We start from the raw sequence: 14817 nt of genomic DNA, 5'->3' as shown, positions 1-14817 counted from the left end.
TCCGGGGCCCTGCGAAGCACTGTCAGTAGACGGGCTTGTCCGGCTCGATCTGGTTGACCCAGCCGATCACGCCGCCGCCCACGTGCACCGCGTCCGCGAAGCCCGCGGACTTGAGAACGGCGAGAACTTCCGCACTGCGGACACCTGTCTTGCAATGCAGGACGATCTTCTTGTCCTGCGGCAGGCTCTCCAGCGCGGTACCCATCAGGAACTCGTTCTTCGGGATCAGCTTCGCGCCCGGGATCGAGACGATCTCGTACTCGTTGACCTCACGAACGTCGATGATCTCGATGCTCTCACCGTCGTCGATCCACTCCTTGAGCTGCTTGGGAGTGATCGTCGAACCGGCAGCCGCTTCCTGCGCCTCCTCGGACACGACACCGCAGAAGGCCTCGTAGTCGATGAGCTCGGTGACGGTGGGGTTCTCGCCGCAGACCGCGCAGTCCGGGTCCTTGCGGACCTTGACCTGGCGGTACTGCATCTCCAGCGCGTCGTAGATCATCAGCCGGCCGACGAGCGGCTCACCGATGCCGGCGAGAAGCTTGATTGCCTCGTTGACCTGGATGGACCCGATGGACGCGCACAGGACGCCCAGCACGCCGCCCTCGGCGCAGCTCGGGACCATGCCCGGCGGCGGGGGCTCGGGGTAGAGGCAGCGGTAGCAGGGTCCGTGCTCGGACCAGAAGACGGAGGCCTGGCCGTCGAAACGGTAGATGGAGCCCCAGACGTACGGCTTGTTCAGCAGGACGCACGCGTCGTTGACCAGGTACCGGGTCGCGAAGTTGTCGGTGCCGTCGACGATCAGGTCGTACTGGCTGAAGATGTCCATCACGTTCTCGGCCTCGAGCCGCTCTTCGTGGAGGATCACGTTCACGTACGGGTTGATGCCGAGGACGGTGTCCTTCGCGGACACGGCCTTGGAGCGGCCGATGTCCGCCTGGCTGTGGATGATCTGACGCTGCAGGTTCGACTCGTCGACCTCGTCGAACTCCACGATGCCGAGCGTGCCGACACCGGCCGCGGCCAGGTACATCAGGGCCGGCGAGCCCAGGCCGCCGGCGCCGACACACAGCACCTTGGCGTTCTTCAGCCGCTTCTGCCCGTCCATCCCGACATCCGGGATGATCAGGTGGCGGGAGTACCTGCGGACCTCGTCGACGGTGAGCTCAGCAGCTGGCTCGACCAGGGGTGGCAGCGACACGGGGACTCCGTTGCGTCGTTGAGTCAGTACGGTTGTTCTCCCCGTAACACTGCCACGCGCCTTCTCATTCCGAGACACCACGTCCGATCTGCGAGACGATTTCGTCCCAGTAACCGGGCAGTGTCTCGAATGGACCGATCTGCCCCTTGCGTTCGCCGCGGTGCGCACCGTCGGAGGGGACGACGCGATCCGTCCTGTCGGTGAAGAAGATCGTCCCCGCGCCCTGCCAGCGGGCGATCCGGGTGGCCTCCTCCAGATGGGTGCGCGGCACACCGTGGACGAAGTGGACGAAGCGCTCCGGCGGGTGGTCCGCCGTCCACTCCGCCACCTGTGACCAGCGGTAGTCCGTCCACGGCCCGCTGAAGGTGACCAGCTGATCGGCCGCATCCGCGTATCCCGGGTGCGGGTGCGCGCCGTGCCCGAGGACCAGGTGTCCGCCGTCGAGCACCGCCTCCAGTGTCGCGGTCGTCCGCCTGACCTGGAGCAGGTCGGCGCGGTCCGTCGGGCAGCGGTCCAGGATGAAGCCGCCGACGCGGTACCACTCGAGGTAGTGGTGCGCGTCCGCGACGAGATCACCGAAGGCGCGCGAGCCGTGGGCCATGTCGAGATGGCCGAGAACGCGCACACCGGCGTTGTTCAGCCGGCCCGCGGCCGCGAGGCAGTGCGGGTCGGGACGGGAGCCCGGCCCGTTGGCGACATTGAGCACGACCCAGTGCAAGGGGGCTCCGGGCCGGGTCAGTTCGGCCCACTCGGCGGGAGCGAGCAGGGGGTGGGCGTAGCCGGGGACACCGACGCCGAGTCTCTCCGCGCCGGTGGCCGAGAGCTGGGAGCCGGTGGTCGTCAGATGCGACATGCCGCCTCCATCCAGATGTCGGCGAGCGATTCCTCGAGATTGATACGGGGGCGCCAGCCGAGCCGGTCGCGGGCCGTGCGGACGTCCGCCTGCTGCCAGCTGCCACAACCGTCCGGATACGGCACGGGGGCGGAGAGGTGATCCATCATCGCCTCGGAACGCGGCGCCCCGATGCCCGGCCGGCCGGTGGGGGCGTCGAGCTCGTGCAGCGCACCGCTGTATCCCGCGACCCTGGCCAGCACGGCGGCCGCGTCGCGCAGCCGTACGGAGCGGCCCGTGCCGATGTTGACGATGCCCTGCGCGGCCGAGAGGGAGGCCGCGTGCACGGCCCGTGCCACGTCCCGCACGTCGACGAAGTCGCGCTGCACGCCGAGGCCGCTGAGCTTGAGCTCCCCGTCGCCGGACTGCATGGCACGGCGCATCGCCTCGGCGAGACGGCCGAGCGGGGAACCCGCCGGGGTGCCGGGCCCGACGGGTGAGAAGACGCGCAGCACGACGGCGTCCAGACCGGCACCCAGGACCAGTTCGGTGGCGGCGAGCTTGCTCACGCCGTAGGGGCCGCCGGGCCGCGGAATCGCGTCCTCGGCGGTCGAGGACCCCTGCTGAGAGGGCCCGTACTCGGAGGCGCAGCCGAGCTGGACGAGCCGGGCCCCGCAGCCGCTGCGGCGCAGGGCCTCGCAGACGGTGGCCACGGCGACGGTGTTGTACCGGGTCAGATCGCGGGCACCGCCGCGGGTGGCGCCGGCGCAGTTGATGACGACGCCGGGGTGGACCGCGCCCAGGAAGCGGGTCAGGGCGCCCGGGCTGCCTCCGGCGAGGTCGAAGCGCACATCGGCGTCGTCCCCGCGGCCGAGCGCGGTGAGATGGACGGCGGGGTCGGCGAGCAGCCGGTCGGCGACGAAGCGGCCGAGGAATCCGTTGGCTCCGAGCAGCAGCACCCTCATCGCGCGGCCTTTCTGTGCCGACGGGCCGGGACTGGGGGTTGGGGGGTCATGTCGGGTTCTCCTTCGAGGTGTTGCTGTCGCTGAGGGTGCTGGATACGCCCGTGGTGTCGGCGCCGCGGGAGGCCGGGAGGTCTGTCATGCGGTGTGGGCGGATGCCCGGGACAGGGCCGCGGTGGCGTGGGCCAGCAGTCCGGCCGCGGCCGCCGCGCAGGCCGCGGCCGGTACGGCGGAAGCGCCCCAGGCGGTCACGGCCGCCTCGACCGGGGTCGCCAGGAAGCCGCAGCCGGGCAGCCGCCCGGCGAGCAGGAGCAGGATCGCGGCGGCCTCGACGGCACAGGCCGCCGCGAGTCCGGTGGCTGCCGCTGCGGGAAAGTGGTGGACGACGAGCAGCCGGGCCAGGAACAGCAGGATGCCGAGTGCGACCGCGGCGGCGAGATCGTCGTACGGGAGGGCGAGGCGGGTGACGGCGAGCAGCGCGGTCAGAGCGCCGGCGTACAGCGCGACGACGCCGAGCAGCAGGGGCCGCACTCCGGCAGCGAACTCCTCCAGGCCCCGGCTGCCGTCGAGCCGGCGCCGCGCCTGGACGGAGAAGAGGTGCGCGCACCAGGCCGCGGGGGCGACGGCGAGGGCGAGGCCGACGAGGGGGCCCGCGCTCAGGGCCGGTGCCGCCTCGCCACCGCCGTTCATGATCCTCGTCGGGAGGTCCGCCCCGTAGGCGGCGTAGGCCAGCAGCCAGAGGGTCCACAGGCGCAGGGCCGGGACCGTGCGCCGCTGGGCGCGCAGCGGGCCGCGCCGCAGACAGAGGGAGAGGGCGACGGTGACCGCGACCGCGCCGGTGACGGTGGCCGCGGTCCGCGGGGCGCCCTCCAGAGGTCGCAGACCGGCGACGGCCAGTGCACACAGGGCGCCCGGCAGCAGGGTGAGCAGGACGAGGGAGAAGCCCGCGGCGGCCGGGCGGGGCAGGCCGCGTCCGGGACGGGCCGGTGTCTGTGCCTCGCCCCTGGGGACCCGTGCGTACAGCTCCTCGGCGAGCGAGAAGACGTCACGGTGTCGGAACCGGGCGGCGGTGCGGTCGGTGACGCCGTGCGCCTCGAGACCGGCGGCGATCTCCAGCGGGTCGACGGCCCGCTCGCAGAGCTCCCGGTGCCGGTGCATGAGGGCCTTCACCGGATCCGCGGGTCCCCGGCGCGGGGTGGCCGGGGTGCGCGGAGCCGTTTTCGCCGGCTCGTCCTCCCAGACCGCGGGCCGGCTGAGCAGCGCGTCGGACGTGGTGTCCCAGCCGTCGGCGTCGGCGGGTGTACGGGGGTCGTCGAAGGCGAGTCCGTCCAGTGGGGAGGGGTCTTCGGCGTGCGCGCTGTCGGTGACGCGGGGGGTGGTCATGCGCGTGCCTCCTTCGCGGGGGTGGGGATGTCGGCGGCCGCCGGGGCGACATGACCGGTCCTCGGGCCGTCGGCCCACCGGGGCGCCTTGTGGTGCGCGGCGCCGGGAGCGGTGCGGCCGTCCGCTGCGGAGCGGGACGCGGTGCCGGATTCCGGGCCCGACGCGGTGCCGGAGCCGGGTCCTGCCGCCCGGCCCGTCCATCGGCCCTGCATATGTGCCTCGGCGGGGTGGCCGAAGGGGACGGGTGCGCCGTCCTCGTCGACGGCCTCGCGCCGGACCGGCGAGTGGGAGATGAGCTCCAGGTAAATGCCGCGAAATGCCGCGAGGTTCTGCTCGACGGTGAAGAGCTCCAGCGCCCGGGCGCGCGCCGCGGCGCCCAGCCGCTCCCTGCGCTCCGGGTCGCGCAGCAGCGCGATACAGGCGTCCGCGAGCGCCCTCGGGTTGCGCGGCGGCACCACCAGGCCGGTGCCGCCGATGACTTCGACGACCGCACCGACGTCGGTGGAGACGGTCGCCCGCCCGCAGAACATCGCCTCGACCAGGCTGATCGGAAAGCCCTCGACGACGCTGGAGAGCACGACCACGCCGCCGGTCGCATAGGCGTCGGCGAGTTCCGGCGCCTCGGGTCCGCCGATCTCCTCGAAGGAGACGGGGTTGTCGCCGACGGCGTGCGCGTCGGCCGCCTCGTCGGGGAACAGCTGCGCGGCCAGGGCCTGGCAGTGGGCGAGATAGGTGGCGGCCTCGGCTCCGTGCACCGGCGCCCCGAACAGCCGCAGCCGCGCCTGCGGTTCGGCCTTGCGCACCTCGGCGAAGGCGTGCAGCAGCGCGATGAGGTCCTTGGCGGGCTCGATACGGCCGATCCACACGAGGGTGTGCGGGTCGCCGCTGTCGGCCCCCTCCCCCACGGCGGCGAACCGGTCCGCCTCCATACCGGGATGGACGGTGCGCAGCCTGGCCCGGTCGGCGCCGCACTTCTCCTGCCAGCGCCGGGCGTGGGCGTTGCCGGGGGTGATCACGGAGGCCTGGGCGTAGACCTCGGCGGCGAGCCGTCGCTGGAACGCGGCGAGCAGGGCGCGTACGGGGGCGCCCAGTTCGGCGCCGTCGGCGGACAGATAGTGCGCGCGCAGGTGGACGCCGTACTCGGTGACCAGCAGCGGAACCCCGAAGAAGCGTTTGGCCAACAAGCCGGGCAGAGCCGCGGATCCGCCGGACGCGGCATGGCAGAGGTCGACGGTTCCAAGGCCGTCGTCGCCGTACCAGTCGAGGGAGAGCGGGCGCAGGGTGCGCTCCAGCTCGTCGGCGAACATGAGGTAGTCGGGCACGGTGGCGGCGTGCACGGTACGGCGTGCACCGGGCGCGCGGCAGGCGGATTCGAGGACACGCACGGCGACCTCCGAGCGGAGGGCCGCGTAGAGCCCGCCGCGCTCGCGGGCGAGGTCGGCCAGGCCGTACAGCCCTTCGGCGAAGGCCTCGCGGTGGTCGTCGCCGTCCGCGCAGACGGCGGCTGCGAACTCCTTGAAGTGGCCGAGGAAGCGCCGCCGGTCACGGCGTCCATAGGTGTGCCCGTCGTCCTCGGGGGCCCACAGCGGGGCGGTGCGGACCCGCTGCACCTGGGGAGGGAGCTGGATCCAGCCCTGTTCCACCTGCTGGGCGCTGCGGCTGAGGGCGTAGACGTCGAAGTCGTGCTGTGCGAGCCCGCGCACGAGCCGGTCGCACCACAGCCTGGACTCACCCGTCGCATACGGATAACCACCGTCCGTAAGCAGTCCGATCCGCACGAACGCACCCCCGATCTCCCTTGTGGGCGGCCGCCGTTGGTACGGCGACTCACAGCGGGACGACGGTAAGCCGGTATGCGGGTGGCGCGACGGACGGTTGTCCGTCGCGCCACTGGAAGGGGTGAATACACGTAACTTTCACACCCCGGTAGCGTTCCGTCGCGCTACAAGGGCTTTCCATAACCGAGAGTCAGGCTGCGGCCAGCTCTCACCGCGGGGCGCCGGGCGTGCCACGGCCGCCGCGCGCTCAACCGCCGGGATGCACCCAGGGGTTGGGCCGGCACTTGACCCCGTCGACATTCAGCGACTTGGTCTGCTGCTGCATCACCGGCGCGAGCTCTCCGGCGGTCCGGCAGTTCACATGGCCGTGTCCGAGGCGGTGTCCGACCTCGTGATTGATGAGCATCTGGCGATACGGGAACATCGCCTTCGCGCCGTACGTCGACGAGCCCTGCGCCCACCGGTAGGCATTGATCATCACGCGCTCGGTCGAGGCCGAGTCGCAGCTGACGTTGTCGACCGAGGTGTCCAGATCCGACTTGGCGCACCAGACGTCGGTGGTGCCGGGGCTCGCGAGGGTGATGACGAAGTCCGGTTTGCCGGACGAGATCCGCTCGAAGGTCATCGCGCCGCCGTGCGCCCAGCTCCGCTTGTCGTTCAGGGTCCGCTGCACCGCTCCGGCGAACAGCGCGCCGTCCAGGCCGAGTCCCTTCTCGATGTCCACCCGATAGCGGATCTTGCGCCCCTTGCCGGGCGCCTTCTGGAGGCCCGGCACCGCCTCGAACGAGCCGTCGGCGGTGAGCTTCGGGTCCATCTGGAATTGCGTGGCCATCAACTGCGCGTACGTGACGGGCGCCGCGGGCTTCGCCTGCTCGGCGGGCGGCGGCAGTTGCCGGTTCTGGGAGCGCGAGGCCGGGCCGTCGTCGTCCCGCTGCTCACCGGAGGCGGCGGCACCGGCCTTGTCGGACCCGTCGGAGGCGACCTGGCCGGCCACCACCACGGCGAGGACCGTGGTCACCGCGGCCGCGGCGATCCCGGTGAAGGTGCGCCCCTTGCCGCCCTTGGGCCGCTCCTCGTCGGGGGTCCCGGCGTCCACCGGCCCCGCCCCGGTGTCCTGGTCGTACGCGTCGCCCCAGGTGGTGACGGAGGCGTAGGCGTCCTGGCTCCCGCCATGCTGCGGCTCGTCGAAGGCCTCGACGAAGTCCCGGCGCGGGCCGGGGATGCGGGCGGCCGTCGCGGTACGCGGAAAGGACTGCGGGCGCTGCGCGCCGGCAGCGCCCTGCCGGGTGCCGTAGTCCTGCGGGCCGCCCCAGCCGCCGCCGGCCTCACGCTGCTCGGGGTGTCCGCCGCGCGTCTGCGCCGACCCTTGGCCCGCGGGCGCGTGCTCGGTCCCGGACAGGCCACGCCTGCGCCGTCCGCCGCCGGGACCCGATGGCACGGGCTCCAGTTCGCCGGTGTCGTAGGCACCGCTGTCGTATGCGCCGGACCCGCGGTCCGGACCTGAGCCCTTGGGTGCGGGGCCCTTACGGCTGTGTCGTCCCACGGCCCCGGATCAGCTCCTACCGCAGTCGTCGAGCAGTTCCCGAACGGCCTGGGCGACCGTCTCCGGGTACTCCATCATGGCAACGTGTCCCGCGTCCGGCAGAGTCAGCAGCCGGGAGTCGCGGAAAGCCGCCGCCGCCCTGCGGGCCATGCGGTAGGACACGAGCTGGTCCCGTCCGCCGTACACCAGAAGGGTCGGCGCGAGGACCCGCTCCGCCTGCCGCCACAGTCCGTGCTGGCCGCCGAGCGTGTAGGCGTCGACGATACCGCGCGCCGAGCGGGCCATCGCGTCCCAGAAGTACGGCAGTTGTACGCGGCGCTCCATCTCCTCCACCGCGTTGTGCAGCGCTTCGTCGGAGACGCGGGTGGGGTCTCCGTAGCAGAGCGCCATCACACCCCTGGTGCGCTGTTCGGCCGTCCAGTCCTTCGACAGGCGCCTGAACAGCCCCGCCACGCCCGGCAGGGCGAGCAGGGCCGTGGGCACCGCGGAGCGCTGCACCCGCAGTTCGGGCAGCGCGGGCGAGACGAGTGTGAGGGTGCGCACAAGGTCGGGTCGCACGGCCGCGACGCGGGTGGAGACCGCTCCGCCGAGTGAATTGCCGATGAGGTGCACCGGGCCCCGGGCGGAGGCGTCGAGGTGGCGGATGACCGCGCGGGCATGCCCGGTCACCGAGTAGTTGCCGTCGTCCGGCGGCGGTGAGTCCCCGAAGCCGGGCAGGTCGAGCGCCTCGCCGTCCACGACGTCCTCGAGCAGCGGCATCAGGCCCGACCAGTTCTGCGAGGAGCCGCCCAGCCCGTGCACGTACAGGGCAGGCGGCAGCCCGGTGCGCGCCGACGGCCGGGATCTCACGGTGAGGGTGAGCCCGGGCAGGGAGACGGAGCGGAGTTTCTCCCCGTCCGCCACCCGCACGGCCGCGACCTTGGGGTCCGCCGCGGCTGCGACGGCCTGAACGCCCGGAAGCTCGGTCGAAGACATGCGGGCAATGTTACGAGACGATCACACCGTGGTTCATGTGTTCGGCGTCACACACCGCATAGCGCTGCCCAGAAGTAACTCCTAGGCTCGTAGGAAAGCACCTCTCCAGGGAAAGCGGTGCCCCATGTCCGACGACCCGACCGAACCGGAAGCGTTCGGAGACGACGAGGTTCCGGAACTGGACGAGGAGGTCCCCGAGGCCGACGCAGCGGAGCAGTACACGCCGGTGAACCCAGATGACACCGATGACACCGATGATCCACTGCCGCGCCCCGGGCTGGGCCCGGTGGAGGAGGTGAACGAGGCCGATGCGGCGGAACAGGCCCGTGTCGTCCCCCTCGACGAGGACGACTACCGGTGAGGTGACCCTCTTTGCCCCCGAATAGGGAGCTACCGCGACTGTCCGGTCCGTGAAATTCTGCGTCCGCAGCACGCACAGCCGGGTTACCCAAAAGTACGATGGCGGCGCGGCGCACAGCGCGCACGGAACGATTTTGGGAGGCGGCGTGACAGCCATCGAGCAGACAGAGGCGGCGCGCCCGCGAGGCACGCGTCTGCCACGCCGAGCCCGCAGGAACCAGCTCCTGGGCGCCGCCCAGGAAGTTTTCGTCGCCCAGGGCTACCACGCGGCCGCCATGGACGACATCGCCGAGCGGGCGGGCGTCAGCAAGCCCGTGCTCTACCAGCACTTCCCGGGCAAGCTCGAGCTCTATCTCGCGCTGCTCGACCAGCACTGCGAATCGCTGCTGCTCGCGGTCCGTACGGCGCTCGCGTCGACGTCGGACAACAAGCAGCGCGTCGCGGCCACCATGGACGCCTACTTCGCCTACGTCGAGGACGAGGGCGGCGCCTTCCGGCTGGTCTTCGAATCGGACCTGACCAACGAGCCCGCGGTGCGTGAGCGCGTCGAGCGCGTCTCGCTCCAGTGCGCCGAGGCCATCTCGGACGTGATCGCCGAGGACACCGGTCTGTCGAAGGACGAGTCGATGCTGCTCGCCGTCGGCCTCGGCGGTGTCTCGCAGGTCGTGGCCCGGTACTGGCTCGCCAGCGCGTCCGACATCCCGCGGGACACGGCGGTGCAGCTGCTGACCTCACTGGCCTGGCGCGGCATCGCGGGATTCCCGCTGCACGGCGCGGAGCAGCACTGAGCGCGGAGCGCCACCGGCAGACGGACGGAGGGTGTTCGCTCCTGGCGTTCACCGACGGCGTCTGCCCGGTCCGCTCGCCGGGCTAGTGTGTGCTGCGTACGGCGCGGCTGACCGCGCACCTCACTGACCGTTCGGAGGGACATAGCCGTGGAGGTCAAGATCGGCGTGCAGCACGCGCCCCGGGAGATCGTTCTGGAGAGCGGGCAGTCCGCCGAGGACGTCGAGCGCGCCGTGGGAGACGCGCTGGCCGGCAAGGCGCAGCTGCTCAGCCTCTCGGACGACAAGGGTCGCAAGGTCCTGGTGCCGGCCGACCGTATCGCCTACGTCGAGATCGGCGAACCGGCGGCACGGCGGGTGGGGTTCGGCGCGCTCTAGAGCGTCGCCGTCCACCGGCAGGACGAGTGGGAAGGGCCCGGCGGGATTCCCGCCGGGCCCTTCCCACTGCCTGCTCATCAGCCCCTCGCGGAGGGTTGTTCCACATGGTCGCCGGGTAGGACGGGCTACGACCGCGTAGCCCGTACCGACGTCCGCGAGGTGATCAGCAGTGTTGATGGAAGCGCTCGGTTCGGTTCTGCTCGGACTCGCCCTCGCATGGGCCGCCGACCGTCATCTGTCCGACCGCCTTCCGGCCCGCCGCGTGGTCTTCACCTCGGGTCCGCTCGGCGCCCTCTTCGGTGCCTATGTGACGCACGCCGCGCTCGGCCCCGGCCATCTGCCGGCCACACTCGTCGGCTCCGTGCTGATCGCGGCCGTACTGCTCTCGCTGCTGATCCGGCCGTCAGGACGAAGGCTTCGTCGCGCTTTCCCTCTCTGAGGGAACGCGGGCGGGCGGCCGGATCCGGCCGGCCGCCCCGGAAGCGGTGATGTCCGACACGTCAGGCCGCGAGGCCCAGCGCCGCCATCCGCTTGGTGTGCGCCTTGGTGATCCGGGAGAACATCTCGCCCACCGCCGCCAGGTCGAAGCCGTCCGCGACACCGCCGACGAGCATCGTGGAGAGCGCGTCGCGGTCCGCCACCACTCGCTGCGCCTGCGAGAGCGCCTCCCCCATCAGACGCCGCGCCCACAGCGCGAGCCGGCCGCCGACGCGCGGATCGGCCTCGATGGCGGCACGCACCTTCTCGACGGCGAAGTTGCCGTGGCCCGTGTCGTCGAGGACGGCGAGCACGAGCGCGCGGGTGTCGGAGTCCAGGTGGGCCGCGACCTCCCGGTAGAAGTCGGAGGCGATCGAGTCGCCGACGTACGCCTTGACCAAGCCTTCCAGCCAGTCGGACGGTGCCGTCTGGCGGTGGAAGTCGTCCAGGGCCTGGGCGAAGGGCTCCATGGCCGCGGTCGGCTCGGCCTCGACGGCCGTCAGCCGGTCACGCAGCTGCTCGAAGTGGTGGAACTCCGCGGACGCCATCTTCGCCAGCTCCGCCTTGTCGCCGAGCGTGGGCGCGAGCTTCGCGTCCTCGGCAAGCCGCTCGAAGGCCGCGAGCTCGCCGTACGCGAGCGCTCCGAGCAGATCCACCACGGCGGCGCGGTACTGCGGGTCGGCGGACGCCGTGGCCCAGTCCTGGGCGGCGATTCCGGTGTGTTCAGTGGCGTTGTCAGGCGTCTCCATGGAGCGCACAATAGCCCGCCCCACAAGGGGCGTAAGGGGCTGGTCAGCCATGCCGCGATCCCGGTTCCCGTGAATTCACCCAACACACATGCGCGAATCCGGGGTACAGTGGTAATGCGCCTGCTGAGCGTTTTGCGTACTCGGTGGGCGATCGCAGTGTTTGACTGAGGGTTTCACTTCCCTCTGACCCCTTGTGGATGCCCGGTCGGTGGCACGATCGGCTCCGAACCGACCGCCCTCCGCGCGGACCGTGCGCAGAATCGCGCATGACCGCAGATGAGGGGCCCCCTCAGCGGTACGACGCTCGAGCGATGGCAGTGGTCCCGCACCATCCGGCCAACCCACGGCCGGCCCAGTACCCCGGTGCGGTACGACCCCCTTCGTTCGCCTCGCGCCGCGTCTCACAGAAGAGGCAGCACCCTGACTACGACTTTCCGGGATCTTGGGATCCTTCCCGAGACCGCCGAGGCCCTCGAAGCCGTCGGCATCCTGTCCCCGTTCCCCATCCAGGAGATGACGCTCCCCGTCGCGCTCTCCGGCACCGACGTCATCGGCCAGGCCAAGACCGGCACCGGCAAGACGCTCGGTTTCGGCCTGCCGCTGCTGGAGCGCGTCACCGTCCCCGCGGACGTCGAGGCCGGCCGGGCGAAGCCCGAGCAGCTCACCGACGCCCCCCAGGCGCTCGTGGTGGTTCCCACCCGCGAGCTGTGCACGCAGGTCACGAACGACCTGCTGACCGCCGGCAAGGTGCGTAACGTCCGCGTTCTCGCCATCTACGGCGGCCGTGCCTACGAGCCGCAGGTCGAGGCCCTCAGGAAGGGCGTCGACGTGATCGTCGGCACCCCCGGACGGCTGCTCGACCTGGCCGGCCAGAAGAAGCTCGATCTCTCCCACGTACGGGCGCTCGTGCTCGACGAGGCCGACGAGATGCTCGACCTGGGCTTCCTGCCCGACGTCGAGAAGATCATCCAGCAGCTGCCGGCGAAGCGCCAGACGATGCTGTTCTCGGCGACCATGCCGGGTGCGGTCATCGGTCTCGCCCGTCGCTACATGTCGCAGCCCACCCACATCAGCGCCACATCGCCGGACGACGCGGGCGCGACCGTGGCGAACACCACGCAGCGGATCTACCGCGCGCACTCCATGGACAAGCCGGAGCTCGTCTCCCGGATCCTCCAGGCCGACGGCCGGGGTCTGGCGATGATCTTCTGCCGCACCAAGCGCACGGCCGCGGACATCGCCGAGCAGCTGGCCCGTCGTGGCTTCGCCTCCGGCGCGGTCCACGGCGACCTGGGTCAGGGCGCGCGTGAGCAGGCGCTCCGGGCGTTCCGCAACGGCAAGGTGGACGTCCTCGTCTGCACCGACGTCGCCGCTCGCGGTATCGACGTCGAGGGCGTGACGCATGTCATCAACTACCAGTCGCCCGAGGACGAGAAGACCTACCTCCACCGCATCGGCCGCACCGGCCGCGCGGGCGCGAAGGGTACGGCCGTCACGCTCGTGGACTGGGACGACATCCCCCGCTGGCAGCTGATCAACAAGGCGCTGGACCTGGGGTTCCCGGACCCGCCGGAGACGTACTCCACGTCCCCGCACCTGTTCGAGGAGCTGGGTATTCCGGCGGGCACGAAGGGCGTCCTCCCCCGCGCCGAGCGCACCCGCGCCGGTCTCGCGGCGGAAGAGGTCGAGGACCTGGGCGAGACCGGCGGGCGTTCCCGCAGGTCCGCCGCGACAGCCACGGTCACCGAGGAGCGCCCGCCGCGCACCCGGACCCCGCGCCAGCGCCGTCGTACGAGGGCCGGCGAGCCCGCGACGGCGGACGAGGCCCTCTCCGCGTCGGCTCCGGCGGCGGCTCCCTCGGAGCAGTCCACGGAGGCCCGCACCCCGAGGCGTCGTCGTCGTACCCGTGTGGGCGCGCCGGCGGAGTCCGTCGAGCAGGTCCTCACGCCGGTCACCACGGTCCCCGAGGCCCAGCCGGAGGCCGAGGCGGAGACCAAGCCGCGTCGCCGCCGCTCCCGCGCCGTGAAGGCGGTGGACACGGTCGAGGCCGTGGAGACGACCGAGGCCGAGGTCAAGCCCCGCCGCACCCGTGCCGCGAAGGCCACCGCCGTCGAGGACGTCGCGACCGCCGCGGCGCCTGAGGCCGAGGCCAAGCCGCGGCGTCGCACCCGCGCGGCGAAGGCCGTGGACACGGCGGCAGCCGTGGAGACGGCCGAGGCCGAGGTCAAGCCCCGCCGCACCCGTGCGGCGAAGGCGACCGCCGTCGCGGCCGAGGCTCCGGTCGAGGAGGCTGCGGCCCCGCGCCGTCGCACCCGCACCCGGAAGGCCGCTCAGCCCGAGAGCTGACCCAGCCCGCTCCGTACGGCCCGGCCCCTTGAGGGGGCCGGGCCGTCGGCGTTCTCCGGTCGTCCGCGCGGAAGCCGGCCGATATGCCCCCGCAACGCGCCCGGCACCCGCCGCAGTTAACCTCGTCGCATGAGCCGGCCCCCCACTTTCGTCCCGCCGCCCTGCGCCCGGTCCACCGTCCTCGCCACCTCCCGCGGGGACTTCGCCGTCCTCGACGCCCGGCCGGACGGCGACACGGTCAAGGGCACGGCTCTCCTGCTGCCCGGCTTCACGGGGAGCAAGGAGGACTTCATCGTCCTTTTGGAGCCCCTCACCTCCGCCGGCTACCGCGTGGTCTCCGTGGACGGGCGCGGCCAGTACGAGAGCGAGGGGCCCGCCGAGCAGGAGGCCTACGCACAGGAGGCACTGGCGCGCGATGTGCTCGCCCAGGCGGAGGCCGTCCGCGACGGGGACGCCGGCGACGGCTCCCTGCATCTCCTCGGCCACTCGCTCGGCGGACAGATCGCCCGGGCCGCCGTGCTGCTGGACCCCTCCCCCTTCCGCACCCTCACGCTGATGTCCTCCGGGCCCGCGCGGATCAGCTCCGGGCAGCGGGAACGGGTGAAGCTGCTCAGCGACGCGCTCGCGGTCATGCGGATGGAGGAGGTCTGGGAGGCGATGCGGACGCTCGACCCTCCGGTCGACACGGACACCGACCCGAAGAACGGCGAGGACCTGCGACACCGCTGGCTGAGCAACAACCCGCTGCAACTGATCGCCACGGGTGGTCAGCTGACCGGTGAGCCCGACCGGGTGGACGAACTGGCCGCCCTGCGAACGCTCCCCAAGCATGTGCTGAGCGGGGAGACCGACGACGCCTGGCCCGTACCCCTCCTCGACGCGATGGCGGAGCGGCTCGGCGCGCACCGGACGGTCATCGCGGGGGCCGATCACTCCCCCAACACCGACCGCCCGCAGGAGACCGCGGCGGCGATCAGGGCCTTCTGGGACCGGCACTGAGGGAACCCGGTGCTGAGGGGACCCGGTACTGAAGGACTCGGTACTGAGG

The 14817-nt window shown here is 72.0% G+C and carries 14 protein-coding genes; 6 read left to right on the top strand and 8 right to left on the bottom strand.

Annotated features, from left to right (window positions below):
• Nucleotides 1-22 precede the first annotated feature (22 nt).
• The 7 genes from moeZ to OHA05_RS23905 form a co-directional block, all read right to left on the bottom strand.
• On the bottom strand, nt 23-1201 hold the full coding sequence (gene moeZ, locus OHA05_RS23935) for an adenylyltransferase/sulfurtransferase MoeZ (RefSeq protein WP_313944253.1): 1179 nt from the start codon (nt 1199-1201) through the stop codon (nt 23-25).
• Nucleotides 1202-1265: 64 nt separating this feature from the next.
• On the bottom strand, nt 1266-2054 hold the full coding sequence (locus OHA05_RS23930; protein WP_313944254.1) for a spherulation-specific family 4 protein: 789 nt from the start codon (nt 2052-2054) through the stop codon (nt 1266-1268).
• A complete protein-coding gene (locus OHA05_RS23925; RefSeq protein ID WP_313944255.1) occupies nt 2042-2998 on the bottom strand; it encodes an NAD-dependent epimerase/dehydratase family protein in 957 nt (318 codons plus the stop codon). Before OHA05_RS23925 ends, OHA05_RS23930 begins: the two co-directional genes overlap by 13 nt.
• 135 nt (nt 2999-3133) lie before the next feature.
• Nucleotides 3134-4378, bottom strand: coding sequence for a hypothetical protein (locus OHA05_RS23920; protein ID WP_313944256.1), 1245 nt, complete (start codon nt 4376-4378; stop codon nt 3134-3136).
• A complete protein-coding gene (locus OHA05_RS23915; RefSeq protein WP_328861668.1) occupies nt 4375-6156 on the bottom strand; it encodes a DUF3492 domain-containing protein in 1782 nt (593 codons plus the stop codon). The genes OHA05_RS23920 and OHA05_RS23915 overlap by 4 nt, the downstream gene beginning before the upstream one ends.
• A gap of 247 nt (nt 6157-6403) precedes the next feature.
• Nucleotides 6404-7699, bottom strand: a complete 1296-nt coding sequence (locus tag OHA05_RS23910) for a DUF3152 domain-containing protein (RefSeq protein ID WP_328861667.1) — start codon at nt 7697-7699, stop codon at nt 6404-6406.
• A 9-nt stretch (nt 7700-7708) separates the two neighbouring features.
• Entirely contained in the window at nt 7709-8674 is a 966-nt protein-coding gene (locus tag OHA05_RS23905; protein ID WP_328861666.1) for an alpha/beta fold hydrolase, read from the bottom strand.
• 124 nt (nt 8675-8798) lie between these two features.
• Between OHA05_RS23905 and OHA05_RS23900 the strand changes: the two genes are divergently transcribed.
• From OHA05_RS23900 to OHA05_RS23885, 4 genes are all read left to right on the top strand, one after another.
• Entirely contained in the window at nt 8799-9035 is a 237-nt protein-coding gene (locus tag OHA05_RS23900; RefSeq protein WP_328861665.1) for a hypothetical protein, read from the top strand.
• A 145-nt stretch (nt 9036-9180) separates the two neighbouring features.
• Nucleotides 9181-9822, top strand: a complete 642-nt coding sequence (locus OHA05_RS23895) for a TetR/AcrR family transcriptional regulator (protein WP_313944261.1) — start codon at nt 9181-9183, stop codon at nt 9820-9822.
• A gap of 147 nt (nt 9823-9969) precedes the next feature.
• On the top strand, nt 9970-10197 hold the full coding sequence (locus OHA05_RS23890) for a DUF3107 domain-containing protein (protein WP_313944262.1): 228 nt from the start codon (nt 9970-9972) through the stop codon (nt 10195-10197).
• 169 nt (nt 10198-10366) lie between these two features.
• The gene (locus tag OHA05_RS23885; protein WP_313944263.1) at nt 10367-10636 is read left to right on the top strand and encodes a hypothetical protein; all 270 of its coding nucleotides are present in this window, start codon (nt 10367-10369) and stop codon (nt 10634-10636) included.
• Between the two features lie 61 nt (nt 10637-10697).
• Here the strand turns inward: OHA05_RS23885 and OHA05_RS23880 are convergent, their stop codons facing one another.
• The gene (locus OHA05_RS23880; protein ID WP_327680557.1) at nt 10698-11423 is read right to left on the bottom strand and encodes a ferritin-like fold-containing protein; all 726 of its coding nucleotides are present in this window, start codon (nt 11421-11423) and stop codon (nt 10698-10700) included.
• A 276-nt stretch (nt 11424-11699) separates the two neighbouring features.
• On the opposite strand from OHA05_RS23880, the gene OHA05_RS23875 reads away from it, so the two are divergent.
• On the top strand, nt 11700-13769 hold the full coding sequence (locus OHA05_RS23875; protein WP_413777734.1) for a DEAD/DEAH box helicase: 2070 nt from the start codon (nt 11700-11702) through the stop codon (nt 13767-13769).
• 129 nt (nt 13770-13898) lie between these two features.
• Nucleotides 13899-14768 carry an alpha/beta fold hydrolase gene (locus OHA05_RS23870; protein WP_328861664.1) on the top strand — a complete coding sequence of 290 codons (870 nt, stop codon included), beginning with the start codon at nt 13899-13901 and terminating at the stop codon, nt 14766-14768.
• The last annotated feature ends 49 nt before the right edge of the window (nt 14769-14817 follow it).

The sequence above is a fragment of the Streptomyces sp. NBC_00306 genome, from assembly GCF_036169555.1.
Taxonomy (GTDB): domain Bacteria; phylum Actinomycetota; class Actinomycetes; order Streptomycetales; family Streptomycetaceae; genus Streptomyces; species Streptomyces achmelvichensis.
Note: the sequence above shows the minus strand (reverse complement) of the source record. Positions and strands in the feature narration are given on the sequence as shown.